This is a genomic window from Allomuricauda sp. NFXS6, from assembly GCF_040148835.1.
GTDB lineage: Bacteria > Bacteroidota > Bacteroidia > Flavobacteriales > Flavobacteriaceae > Flagellimonas.
Window position 1 is genome coordinate 1 of sequence record NZ_JAGEMG010000012.1, and the last position, 14062, is coordinate 14062.

The following is a 14062-nucleotide window of genomic DNA, read 5'->3' on the forward strand; positions in this document are numbered from 1 at the left end:
CGAACAGCGACGATGCCTTTGATGGTTTGGCCCCCCAAACGGTATCCGTCGACAACGCGGACGACGATATAGCCGGGTTCACCATTGTGGAGGAGGGCGGTGCCACGGCCACCTCGGAGACGGGCACTACCGACACTTTCACGGTAGTCTTGGACACGCAGCCAGCGACAGACGTTGTTTTTGATATCTCTTCAGGAGATACCACCGAGGGAACGGTTTCACCTATAACCTTAACCTTTACAGCAGCCAATTGGGACACCCCACAGGCCGTTACAGTAACAGGGGTTGATGATTTTATTATAGATCAAACCGTAACTTACAATGTGTTAGTCAGTGTAAATAATGGTTCTAGTGACGACGCTTTCGATGGGTTGTCTGATAATGTTTCAGTTGAAAACACCGATGACGATATTGCCGGGTTTACCATAGTAGAGTCCGCAGGGAATACAGCAACCTCTGAGACAGGAACTACAGATAACTTTACGGTTGTGTTGAATAGGCAGCCTCCAATTAACGATGTGGTTTTGGATATTGTATCCGGAGATACTGGGGAGGCCACTGTATCACCATCTTCCCTTACATTCACAACAGGAAATTGGGATACACCACAAGAAGTGACTGTTACAGGTGTGGACGATGCCATTGTCGATGGTTCTCAAGCTTTTGATGTAACGGTAAGTGTTGATGTGCTGAACAGTGCGCTATCTTATATAGGTGTTTCACCACAACAAGTTTCTGTGGTAAACGCAGATAATGACAGTGCTTCGGTTACCATTGCAGATGCCAGCGGAAATGAAGATGATGGCCCCATTACAGTTTCTGCAACGTTAAACAACGAAGTCGCAGGTGGGTTTACAGTTAATGTTTCTTCAGCTGATGATACAGCGACAACCGCTAGTTCTGATTATACATCGGTCACCGAAACGTTAACATTTGCAGGGAATGTGGGCGAAGTACAGACTTTTGATGTTATTCCAACTGCTGATGCATTAATCGAAGTGGACGAAACCTTGGAAGTTTCAATGTCTGGTTTAGGTGGTACATCCTTTACTATTGATATTTCTGATACAGCTACCGTTACAATAATCAATGATGATTCCTGTGCCGCAGGCACGGATGCACCTGTTCTTAACGACACTGGCACCCAATTTTGTGTTGAAGCCTTCAATGATTTCACCCAAGACTTGAACGACTATGTAGATGTCACAGCACAACTGGTATGGAGTACCAATCCGGATACCAGTCAAACAGGCGATCATTTAGGATCCAGTGTGATTACGGGCAGCCAAGTGATCAATCAAAACACCTATTACGGATTTTACTACGATAGTTTAAACGATTGTGCAAGCCCAACGGTTGAAGTAATTCTATCGGTAAACGAAGAACCCAATCCTGGAACCACGACCGGGGTGTCTCGTTGTGCTGATTCCAATAATGGTAATACTATTCTTGATTTGGATGATCGATTATCAATAGATGCTGACCCGGGATTATGGACTTTGACCGATCCACAGCCTGGTTCTTCCATTACAATTGATGGTAGTAACATTGTCAATTTTGATGGCCAACCCGAAGGAGATTATATTTTTACTTATACGGCAACGGCACAAGGAACTTGTGCAGACCAAGCAGTGGAATTGGTGGTTACTGTTGACGATTGTTCCGGTCCTTGCGATGCTGGAGATACGGCTCCTACCTTTAACGGAGACGATACCACCATAGAATTTTGCGACGAAGTAAACACCGATTTGAACGGATTTGTTTCCAGTACTGCTCCGGCAGGGACAACCCTCATTTGGAGCACTAGTTCACAACCTTCGGAAACAGGGGCGCATCTAAATAGTGGCGATGTGGTGGAGCCGGGAACTTATTACGGTTTTTACTACGATGATGCGAACGATTGCGGTAGCCCTGTATTGGCCATTACCTTGGTACGTAACTTTACCCCGACCATTGACACAACCACCGGTGATTCCAGTTGTGGTTCGGCTGCCTTGACCTTAACGGCAAGTGCATCGGTAGTGGACGATAGTACAATTAGCTATAGATGGTATGATGCTCCAACAGGAGGAAACATTGTTGGTACAAGTGCTACATATACAACAAACACTTTGACCGAAACAACCTCTTTTTATGTTGCAGCTTCCGCCAACGGATGTGAATCCGAAAGAGTGGAAGTAGTTGCCACCATTACCGATACTCCAAACACAGGCACTGCAGCAAATACCACTGCCTGTAATGTAGCAGGTAACGGAGGACCCAATGTAATAGATCTGGATAATACCCTTACGGGAGCAGACCCTGGGACTTGGACCATAATTACGGACCCATCCAATGGGGATTTAAGCATTGGTTCAGAAAACAATGTGGATTTTGAAGGGTTGCCATCTGGTGTTTATGTGTTTGAATATACGACTACGGCAGAAGCTCCTTGCACACCAACATCGGTGCAAGTGACCATTTCGGTAAGTGATTGTACCGTGGATACTGACGGTGATGGTCTTACCGATGGAGAAGAAATTACCCTGGGCACCGACCCCAATGATCCCGATACGGATGGCGATGGCCTGACTGATGGCGAAGAAGTATTGGTAACGGATGATCCAGATACCGATGCCGTACCTGAAAATGCAACCGATCCTTTGGATGCTTGTGATCCTTTCTTGACCCCGGAATGTAATCCGGTGGATATAGATTTGGCGATTACTAAAGAAGTGAACGAAACGGAAGTGTTGTTGAACTCCAATATCACCTTTACCATTACTGTGGAAAATACCACCATGGATAGGGTGTTGGATATTGTGGTGAGCGACCTTTTGGGCAATGGGTTTGAATATGAATCCAGTACTCCTTCCAAAGGAAGTTATGATGAAACCACAGGAGAATGGATCATTGATGAACTTGATGCTGAAGAGGTGGTTAGCCTCGAGATTTCGGTATCAGTAAATGAATCTGGAACCTTGGAAAATACAGCGAGTCTTTTGTCCTCCTTTCCTAATGATGGATTTCCGGAAAACAATGCCGATACAGCGGAGGTCGTGGTTAACCGAAGCGGATGTGAAGACCCAGGAACCATTTGCACCATCTTTTCTCCCAATGGAGACGGACGCAACGATACATTGACCCTTGTGGACCACACAAGTTATCCAAATAATTCGTTCGAAGTTTTCGATCGCTACGGCAACAGTGTTTTCCAAATGAACGGGTACGACAGTTCGTGGGACGGAACAGGTAAGAACGGAGATTTGCCCAAAGGCACCTATTTCTATATTCTGGATCTTAATGGAGATGGAACGGATGTGGTAAAAGGGTGGATTCAAATTGTAAGGAACAACTAAGATGCCAAATAAAAAAACTTTGCCTATATATAGAATTTTGTTTCTTGGGTTGCTAATGACCGTGGGCTTTGCCCATGCCCAAAAAGAACCACAATATACCCAGTACATGTACAATATCGGTAGTTTTAACCCTGCCTACGTGGGTACTGTGGAGAGCCCGGAAATTATTGGATTGTACCGTGCACAATGGGTAGATATTCCGGGGGCGCCTACCACCATTCGCGGGGGTGCCAACATTCCTTTCAACAATGAGAAAATGGGATTGGGCATCAATATTGTGAACGATGTACTTGGACCATCCACACAAACCTATTTTGATGTTGCCTATTCCTACCAAATTCAATTGTCAGAAGAAACCAAGCTGTCCTTTGGAATTAATGCAGGAGGTTCGTCCTTGAATATTGATTATTCCAAAGGTACTTTTGAAGACCCATCGGACGGTTCCATCTTAGGAGGGAATTATAGTAATTTCTATCCGACTGTGGGTGCAGGACTTTTTATGTACCACAAAGAAGAATGGTATTTAGGGGCTTCTGTTCCCAATTTTTTGACTGATGAACTTTATAATGACGAAGTAGCCACCATTGTGGAAGATTATATGCAATTAAATGTTATTGGTGGATATGTGTTCGAGTTAGGTGAGCAAACCAAGTTTAAACCTGCCTTTTTGGTGAATTATCTACAGGGCTCTCCGGTAACGGTAAATCTATCCGCCAATTTTCAGTTTATCGATGCATTGACCGTTGGAGCTTCCTACAGATTGGATAATGCCGTAAGTGGACTGGCTGGATTTCAGATCTCCAATGGAATGTTTATCGGATATTCCTACGATTACAATACCAACAATTTAGGAGAGTTCAGTGGTGGTTCTCACGAGGCCATTCTAAAATTTTATATAGGAAGAGGCGGTTTTGGTTCTGGAAAGAATAAATCAAAGAACAAAAAATCAAATAATAAAGGAAAACAGATAGATTCCCCAAGATTTTTCTAACATGAACCAAACAAAAAAAATACATATAGCACTTTGGACAGCCTTACTGGCCGTGGTTTTCTGTTTCGCCCAAAAAAAGAAATCCGAAGGAGATGTTTTCTTTTTTCAATACGAATATCAAAAAGCGATCAATGCATACGAAAAGGAACTTTCTGAAGGTATTTTGACCAAACAACAATTCCTGAACCTTGCGGACGCCTATTTTGAAACCAACAGTTACGATAAGGCCTCGGAGGCCTATATGAAGATTTATGATCAGGACACTTTGATGGATTCGCACCATTACAATAAAATGTTGCAGAGCCTATCAAAAAGTCCGAATTTCGAAGGTAAAGGAGATTTTTTAGCCAATGTATCATCAAGTTTTCCAAAGGAACTTATGGAGAACATGGAGTTCAACAATCAGTTGTTGGAAAATGGTGCGGATAAGAATCAGTTGGATTATGAAATCTTTAATTTGGACGGGAATAGTCCCCAAACGGATTTTGCCCCCAGTTTTTACAATAATAAGCTGTTGTTTTCCAGCGGGCGTCAAGTCAACAAAAAATTACGCTACGAACCTGGCAACGAGGGATATTTCAATATTTATGAGGCTGATATCCAACCAACGGGCCAAATCGCCGCTTTGCAAACTTTTCAGGAATTGCAGGAGACGGATTATCACGAGGCTACACCTTCCTATTCGTCCAAACTAAATGGGGTGTTTTATGTGTTGTCCAACACCCAAGATGGGGAACTTGCCTTTGATGAAAATGGTAAAAACGCCCTGGCCATTGCAAAACAAACCATTGGAGGTTCCTACCAATTGTTGCTAAAGGATTTGAGTACCTCCTTTTATTATCCATTTTATGATGATACCAGCGGGAAACTCTACTTTTCTGCCGATTTTGAAGATGGCTACGGAGGAACGGATATTTATTTTGTGTACACGAACAACGGACAGGTAATGTCCGCCCCGATCAATTTAGGACCACGAATCAATTCGTCGGGCAACGAGATTGCCCCCTATATTTTCGAGAACAGCTTTTATTTTGCTTCGGATGTGTTTTATGGTCTCGGAGGAATGGATATTTACAAATCCAATATTGAAGGAGAAGGCTTTGGAATCCCTATTAATTTGGGAGCGCCCATTAATACCGAATTCGATGATTTTGGTTTGATCATTAGAAATGATGGAGATGGCCTCTTGGGGTATTTTGCATCGAACCGTGAAGGGGGTAAGGGAAAGGATGATATTTATGGCTTTAAGGTAGACGAAAAACCGGGGCTTAAAACCATTACCTTTAAAGGTACCGTTGTGAATGCGAGCAGTGCGTCCGAAATAGTTCCCAATACAAAAGTAAGTCTTTGGGATATGAACGGGGAAATGTTGGCCGAGACTACTTCGGATGAGGAAGGTCAATATAGGCTTGAAATCCCATACGAATCCGAGTTGATTCTGGATGCTACAAAAGAACGTTATTCAAGATATATTAAAAAATTCAGCCAAGATGAGCTGGATGCCTCACAAAACGGCACTTTTGATGTACCCATCTCTTTTTACAATGATTTAGTGGAAGAACGTGAAGGCCAGAAGGTGGTGAAGATGGACGATTTTTATTTTAAGACCAGTTCCACACAACTAACGGATGATATCAAAAACGAGCTTGCCAAAGTCATTGATTTTGTAAAAGCTTTTCCCCGTGCCCAACTCAGAATTGAAACGTATACGGACAGTAGGGGAGGGAGCAGTACCAATTTTCGACTGACCCAAGCCCGCTCCGATGCCATTAAAAAATACTTGGTGGAACAAGGGGTACCTGCAACCAATATTTTGTATTCCGTAGGTTATGGAGAGGATAAAATCTTGAACAATTGCACCAATGGCGTATTCTGTTTGGAAACACTGCACAAAAAAAACCAGCGTTCTTTGATTGTGGTCCTTAATGATAATGTGCTGTTTGATTAAACTATATTAAACCTTTTTCTATTTTGGAGGAATCATAGGCCAAAAGCCGTCAATTCGAGTAAAATTCCAAAGGAATTTTGTATCGAGAATAGGTTTTTGACTTGAAATTCTGGTTCTCGACCTGCCTGCTGGCAGGCAGGTACGATTTATCTTTGGTTTCGACTTTAGTTTATCCTGAGCATAGTCGAAGGGCTCAACCACCAAAAAATCACTCGAACTGACAGATTTCAATCATAATGCAGAATGGGTTATAGCAACAGCATCCAACAATAATAGAGCGCAAACAGTGAAAGGAAAATCATTCCGCAATAGGTAAGGATTTTAAGACCCATTTTTGGTCGATGCACCTTGGGAACATCTTTCCCGGTAACTGTCTTTAAATTCATCCACCCCAACAATGGAGCAAAAACAAAGGACACAAAAGTGGCCAGTGCCACGAGTTTGCCCATATTGGCACTGAACAGACTTATCACGATCCAATTGATCCAGGCCATTACAATAACCATCAGGGCGTAAGCATGTTTTTTGTTGTAGATGTTTTTCTTTGGATATAGTTTTTGTAGCACATCCAAGCTCACCCTGGAGACAGCATCGTGAGCCGTCATACAGGTGCTGAACATGGTGGCAAAGGCAGCTATCGCAATAAAAAAGTAGGCCCAACTTCCGATATGGGTTGTAAAGAGGTTTACCAACTGATCGGCAAAAACCACCCCGTTGCCACTGAGTTCTGTTCCCGTACCATACAGGGTCATCCAACCGATTATCATAAAGAATACAGCCAAAACGCCCGTTAAAATATAACCTACATTAAATTCTTGCAGGGCCAGTTTAAGCGAGGGTTTGTTTTTCATGGTCTTTAGGTTTTCCATGCTCCAAAGACTCACCCAGCCCGATGCCTCTACGGCCGTGGGCATCCATCCGACCAAGCCGATCAAAAACAAAATACCGACCTCATTAAAAATTTCGGGTCTCTGGTACGATTCGGTATTGGGTACGGGACCTTTTTGCAGCACCATCACCGTTGTGACCAATAAGGCAACAAAAAGAATAGATATCACTGCTTTCAGCGAGTGTTCCAAAAATTGGTATTTTCCTATGATCAACAGTAGGCTAATAAAAAGAAAGAGGCCAAATGAGATGGCCCCAGCTCCAACGGAGGTCACATCAAACAAATTCATAAACAAACCAGCCGTTACTACATAAAGCGCCGCTAAAATGGTAAAGGTGGAAATCAGGGTGATCAAGGCATATATCCACAAATAGGTTTTGCCCAAGTTGGCATAGCCCTGAACCAGGCTTTTTTCCGTAACTGTGGTATATCTGATGCCAAATTCGAAAAATGGGTACTTGAGCAGGTTCGCCAAAATAATGGGAATCACCATCACCCATCCGTATTGTGCCCCTGCCTTTGTGGATAGCACCAAATGTGAGGTGCCAATGGCCATACTGGCAAACAATAGTCCAGGGCCGAGTGCTTTTAACAGTGCCTTCATGAAGCTTGTTTGTTAATTTTCAGGCAGGAAGATATGTTTTTTTACTGAAAAATCTACAGATGATATGCAACACGGCTATGCGGAAATAGATTAAAGGGAAATGTCAGTTCGAGTTTTTCCTTTAGGAAAAATACCTGCCGGCAGGCAGGTCGAGAACAAATTTATTGTTGATGAAAAACCTATGTTCAATACTATTTTTTAAATATCCGCTATGCGTCAAAAAATTGACAACGTCACCCCCTGAACCTGTTTCAGGGTCACATAAGGATGCTCATATTCAGTGGGATGAGATACTGAAACAAGTTCAGTATGACACCAAAAATATTTACTCCTTCCCCAAAAGTGATTTTTGGAACAATTTAAAGATACGGGTGTACTCGTCCGTCCAACTGCTGGGCTCCACAAAACCGTGCCGCTCCACAGGATAAACAGCCATTTCCCAATTTTCTTTGCCGAGCTCTATCAAACGTTGCGATAGCCGAACCATATCCTGAAAATGCACATTGTCATCCACCATACCGTGCAGAATCAACAAGTCGCCTTGTAAACCATCGGCAAAATAGATGGGCGAACTGCGTTTGTACGCCAAACTATCCGTTGCCGGTGTATTCAAGATTCTAGCGGTATAGCCATGGTTGTATGAGGCCCAGTCGCCAACGGAACGTATCGCCCCTCCGGCACTAAAAGTCTCGGGAGCATTGAACATTCCCATTAAGGTAATAAATCCCCCGTAGGAACCACCGTAAACACCGATTTTATCTGCATCAATATCGTGTTCATCCATCAACATTTTGGCACCGTCCACTTGGTCGGATAAATCCTTGCCTCCCATATGACGGTAAATACCCGTGCGCCAATCTCTACCGTAACCAGCACTGCCACGGTAATCAATATCAAGAACGGTATAGCCATTGTCTACCAAAAGGTTGTGGAACATATACTCTCTAAAATAGGAACTCCACCACTTGTGCGCATTCTGAAGGTAACCTGCGCCGTGCACAAAAATCACAGCGGCCTTGTTTTTAACCGAAGCTTCGGGTTGATACAATCTGGCGTGGACTTCTGCGCCATCGGATGCGTTGAAGGTGATAATTTCCGGATCCTTCCAATCGTAGGCATTAAAGTCATCAGTATTGGAATTGGTAATTTGCTCTACTTTGGGGGTTCCACTAGTCTCAATAGGATTATCTTTAATGAACAATTCCGTAGGTTTGTTGGAGTAGGAGTAGAGTATTGCCATTTTATCCTCGCTTGGGGATAGCACCACGTCATTTCTACCGATCATGTCGGTCAATTTTTCCCATTTGCCACCTTTGAGTGGCATGCTATAAAATTGACGGTCACCAGGATGTGTTTTGTTGGAAGTAAAATACCATCTACTCTTATCCTTGGATAGAGCAACATCATAAATTTCAAATGCTCCGGAGGTCAAGGCTTTGACTTTTTTGTTGTTGATGTCCATGGTGTACAAATGGGAATACCCTGTTTTTTCAGACATAAACCAAATTTTCTTGTCATCGGGCATCCATCCCAAATCTCCCCCTCGGTAGCGGCCTATGCCTGGCCCTCCAATCCAAGCCTCATCATGTTGACGGTCCAATTGTTCCACAGTCCCGGTTTTAGGGTCCAGTAGCACAATCCATCTGTCCTTATAATCATTGGCCTGAATATCCAAAATGGCTTTACTGCCATCCGTGTTCCAAGTTGGACCATTGATATAACCGATGCGATCATCATTTTCATAGATTTTGTCCGGGTAGTCTTTGGTGTATTCTGGCACGTAATCCAATCCTTCCAGATTATCCAAAACCACGGGATAATTTTTACGGTTGTCCACATCATAAACAAACATTTCGTATTGTGTGGGTTCATCACCTACCTTGGAACGGGTATTTTGGTCTTCCGTATAGCCGGATTCCGTAACAAAATGAGGGACTATGGTTCCTTTGGTATCCGGTCTGTCCATCAGTATGTAGGTAACGTATGATCCAGAAGGATCCATTTCAAGGCCGATAACTTGTTTCCCGCCCGTTTCAATTTCCAAAGGTTCCAAGGCCTCCAGTTTTTTACTGATCTGCTCGCCAGCATCCTTTTTTGCCTTGCGCTCTTGCAATACATCAAAAATATCCAACTGATCTTGGTAGAGCCATTCATCCTTGGAATCGCGCTGCGGCTCACCGTTTTTGGATTTTACAAAGTGAGTTTTCTGTTCTATCAACCCCGAATCTATTTTCCAAGTATAAAGCGCTCCATCTTTCACAAAGGCAATGCTTTTTCCATCATCGGTAAAATGTGGATTGCTTTCCCTTTCTTGCGTTTTGGTTATGGGTCTGGATTGATAGGTGTCCGTCTCCAGCAGGAAGATATCTCCATTTTTGGAATATACGGCTTCCGTTTTTGCCTGGTTGTATGTTAATCTAGGTGAGGGAAGTGCGTTGGCCTCCAAAAAGCCCACTTTTTCAATGTTTTTACTGGCAACGGAGTAAGCATATAGCGAATCGCTCATTGTATTGTTCGGATTCCAATCAAAGTACAAGGTTTTTCCATCGGTGGACCAATAGGGGCTGCCCGGCCTATGCCCGACAAAGTCATCTCCCTGCATAATATCTTTGATTTTTAAGGTAGAGATGTTTCCCTTTTGAGCAAACAAAGTGTTCAAAGTGATAAGAAAAAGTACGAATGGCGTAAAAAATCTTCCCATAATTATCCCGAGGTTTAGGGGGTTCGTTCTTCAAATATCGGGTATTTTGATGAGTTTATATTATCAACTATTAAAATGAAAATTTGATAAAACTTCCTGTTTTTATTCATGGAAAAAGTATCTTTAAAACGCACTAGGTGCACAAAATATCAATTTATCCCTTTTCGATTATAGGGTAATGAGTTGATTTAAAGCAAAATAAAACTAAACCAAACTTATATCCATGCAGATTATAGAGAATTCCACGGTCTACGATGCCATTATTGTGGGCTCTGGAGCAGGTGGCGGTATGGCCGCCAAAGTGCTTTCGGAGTCTGGGTTAAAAGTAGCCGTAGTCGAGGCCGGTCCTTTTTATGATCCGGCCATGCCGGAACACCAGACCCAGTTGAAATGGCCCTACGAGAGCCCAAGGAGAGGTAAAAGCACAAAGTTCCGACCCTTTGGGGATTTTGATGCCGCTTACGGTGGTTGGGACATCGAAGGTGAGCCCTATACCCAAAAAAATGGGACCAAGTTTGAATGGTTCCGATCGAGGATGCTGGGTGGGCGTACCAACCACTGGGGAAGGATTTCACTCCGCTTTGGACCAAAGGACTTTAAGCATAAAGATGAGGACGGCCACGGCGACAACTGGCCTATCAGTTATGATGATGTGAAGCCATATTACGATAAGGTGGACAAGATGATCGGGGTTTTCGGCACCAACGAAGGCCTGCCCAATGATCCAGACGGGTTCTTTTTACCACCACCAAAGCCAAGGCTTCACGAGTTATTCTACATCAAAGGGGCGCGGAAGAGCAATATTCCGGTGTATCCCTCTCGGATGTCGATGCTCACCAAAAAAATAAACAACGATCGCGGTGTGTGCTTCTACTGTGGGCAATGTAATCGAGCCTGTCAGGTATATGCCGATTTCTCGTCAGGCACCTGTTTGATTTTCCCAGCGCAGAAAAATGGGGGCCAGATCGACCTTTTCGTGAACTGTATGGTTCGTGAAGTCACCACGGACGATGAAGGAAAGGCCACGGGCGTATCCTACATCAACAAGGAAGATAGAAAAGAATATAAGCTGAAGGGAAAAGTGGTGGTACTGGGAGCCTCTGCCTGTAGTTCGGCGCGAATCCTGTTGAACTCCAAGAGCAAGCAGCATCCCAACGGATTGGGCAATAGCAGCGACATTGTGGGCAGGTACCTGCACGATTCCACTGGAGCGGACAGGGCTGCTTTTATCCCTGATTTGATGAACCGCAAAGTATCCTATAACGAAGATGGAGTAGGAGGTATGCATGTGTATTCTCCTTGGTGGGGCGATAACTCCAAGTTGGATTTTCCAAGAGGTTACCATATTGAAGTATGGGGAGGTATGGGAATGCCCAGTTATGGATTTGGCTTTAACGTGAATGAGTTCAACAAGTTCTTTGGCACCAAAGTGGGCGGTTATGGCGATGTGCTCAGAAGCGATGCCAAAAAATACTATGGGGCCGTTGTTGGAATGGCGGGCCGAGGTGAATCCATCGCCCGAAAAGAGAATTACTGCGAGATAGACCCGACCACGGTAGACGAGTTCGGTATCCCCGTGCTGCGGTTCAACTACAAATGGAGCCAGTACGAAATCAACCAGGCCAAACATATGCAGGATACCTTTGAGGAAATCTTGGTTAATATGGGTGGTGAGTTTATGGGTGAAAAACCAGGTAAAGACATCAATTATGGTTTGCACAACCCTGGAAACATTATCCACGAGGTTGGAACAACTAGAATGGGAGATGACCCCAGGACATCCGTAACGAACAAATACCAGCAATTGCACGATGTTGACAATGTGTTCATCGTGGATGCTGGACCTTTCGTATCGCAGGCGGACAAGAACTGTACCTGGACAATTTTGGCACTCTCCATGAGGGCCTCGGAATATATTGTGGAGCAACTGAAACAACAAAACATTTAAGGACATGGACAGAAGAAAAAGTTTAAAATCGATAGTACTGGGTTCCGTGGCCGGTGGATTGGCCATACACGGATGCAAACCCGCTACGGAAGGGACGGAACTGGTGGAGGCACCGAAGATCACCTATCCTGGGCGGGTTCCTTTGGAATCTGAACTGATCAACGAACTACAGGACGAACAGTTTCTGAATTCCCATGAAGTGGAAACATTGACCGTTCTCTGCGACCTTATATTGCCCCCTTCAGAGGAATACAAAGGAGCATCCGATGCCGATGTGGTAGGCTTTATCGAGTTTATGTCCAAGGACGAGGAGACCTTACAGCCCGATATCCGTGGTGGTATTATGTGGCTGGACCACAAGAGCAACACGGAGTACGGAATGGAGTTTATAAAAGCTACCGAAGAACAGCAGAAGGCCATTTTGGACGGGATTGCTTATTACGACCCCGAGACTCCAAGCAATGAACGCCCCTTTGAGGTGAATTTCTTCTCTCTGGTTCGCAACCTTACTATGACTGGCTTTTATACTTCAAAAATTGGAATCGAGGAAATCGGTTATAAAGGCAACCAGCCCAATGTTTGGGATGGGGTCCCGGAAGATGTTTTGGAACAGCACGGCGTATCTTACGACGAGGAATGGCTGGCCAAATGTGTGGATCAAAGCAAACGAGGCGTAATTGCCGAATGGGATGAGGACGGAAACCTGCTCACGTAGGCTTAAAAAGTTGAATGTGAAAAGCCCATACTTTTGATATGGGCTTTTTTATTGGAGTTTAAAATGAAGTAAACCCTCAACCTATTTATTGTATTTCTTCCAAAAGGTATACATCTACCTCACCCATTACGGTAAGTTCATGTCCCGAATCGTTTTGGTCATCAGTTACCATAAACGAATAAGAAAAGGTAAGGTGGTTGGTCCCGGCATCAAAAGCCATGTCGGTGAACTCAAAATCGGAGACCCCTGCTCCGCCCGATTCAAAATAATCATTCATCACAAAGAATTTATTGTCTTCCCCAATTACGGTATAATCATTAAGTGTCATTGAGGCATTCAGAAATTCTTCATTTTCTTCACCTAAGTTGGCAAACGACAAGTAAAAGATCACAGCATTTGCATTATAAATATTCTCAGGAGCTGATATAAAACGTATCATCTTAAATCCATAAACCGTATTGTCGGGCAGTTGCTGGATAGTGACAGTGTTGAATCCTTCCTGAAATACTTCCCCGCCTAAGGGAGTGAACTTAAATGTAGAGGAATCTTCAAGGGCTACGCCGTCTGGTCTTGTGCCCTGTAAGTTCATGGTAATAAAACCATATTGTGTCATTTCATCAAAACCCTCGCCATCGGCCCCATCCTGACCATTTTGTCCATCGGCCCCATCTTGTCCGTTTATTCCATCGGCCCCATCAATGCCGTTTATACCATCTGTTCCGTCTTCTCCAGTGCAGGAAATTATGGAGATACTCAAGGCCAATAAGGCCAAACCGAATAATTTAGTGATTTTCATAGTTTTTTTAAAAATTATAGTTTAATAAGGTGTAAATGTATTGGTTATGGTAGTTTGAAGAGGGTAATGATTGACCTGTACCATGTTTCAATTGATGAATGGGTCTTTTGGGTTGACTTAAAATAAGCTGCA

Annotated in this window: 8 protein-coding genes; 5 read left to right on the forward strand and 3 right to left on the reverse strand. The window is 43.7% G+C overall.

From position 1 onward, the window contains the following. The 3 genes from J4E06_RS15700 to J4E06_RS15710 form a co-directional block, all read left to right on the forward strand. The coding region (locus J4E06_RS15700) for a T9SS type B sorting domain-containing protein (RefSeq protein ID WP_349524940.1) at positions 1 to 3338 on the forward strand (3338 nt) is incomplete at its 5' end. 19 nt (positions 3339 to 3357) lie between these two features. Continuing rightward, entirely contained in the window at positions 3358 to 4329 is a 972-nt protein-coding gene (locus J4E06_RS15705) for a PorP/SprF family type IX secretion system membrane protein (protein WP_349524941.1), read from the forward strand. A gap of 1 nt (position 4330) precedes the next feature. Then, on the forward strand, positions 4331 to 6277 hold the full coding sequence (locus tag J4E06_RS15710) for an OmpA family protein (RefSeq protein WP_349524942.1): 1947 nt from the start codon (positions 4331 to 4333) through the stop codon (positions 6275 to 6277). Positions 6278 to 6525: 248 nt separating this feature from the next. Here the strand turns inward: J4E06_RS15710 and J4E06_RS15715 are convergent, their stop codons facing one another. Then, positions 6526 to 7770 carry an NRAMP family divalent metal transporter gene (locus J4E06_RS15715; protein WP_349524943.1) on the reverse strand — a complete coding sequence of 415 codons (1245 nt, stop codon included), beginning with the start codon at positions 7768 to 7770 and terminating at the stop codon, positions 6526 to 6528. A gap of 325 nt (positions 7771 to 8095) precedes the next feature. Next, positions 8096 to 10471, reverse strand: a complete 2376-nt coding sequence (locus tag J4E06_RS15720) for a prolyl oligopeptidase family serine peptidase (protein WP_349524944.1) — start codon at positions 10469 to 10471, stop codon at positions 8096 to 8098. A gap of 223 nt (positions 10472 to 10694) precedes the next feature. Here J4E06_RS15720 and J4E06_RS15725 point away from each other — a divergent pair, with 223 nt between their 5' ends. Beyond that, entirely contained in the window at positions 10695 to 12419 is a 1725-nt protein-coding gene (locus J4E06_RS15725; protein WP_349524945.1) for a GMC oxidoreductase, read from the forward strand. Positions 12420 to 12423: 4 nt separating this feature from the next. Continuing rightward, complete coding sequence (locus J4E06_RS15730; RefSeq protein ID WP_349524946.1) at positions 12424 to 13134, forward strand: gluconate 2-dehydrogenase subunit 3 family protein; 711 nt, start codon at positions 12424 to 12426, stop codon at positions 13132 to 13134. A gap of 85 nt (positions 13135 to 13219) precedes the next feature. Here J4E06_RS15730 and J4E06_RS15735 read toward each other — a convergent pair whose 3' ends face one another. Next, positions 13220 to 13930 carry a hypothetical protein gene (locus J4E06_RS15735; protein ID WP_349524947.1) on the reverse strand — a complete coding sequence of 237 codons (711 nt, stop codon included), beginning with the start codon at positions 13928 to 13930 and terminating at the stop codon, positions 13220 to 13222. Between the last annotated feature and the right edge of the window lie 132 nt (positions 13931 to 14062).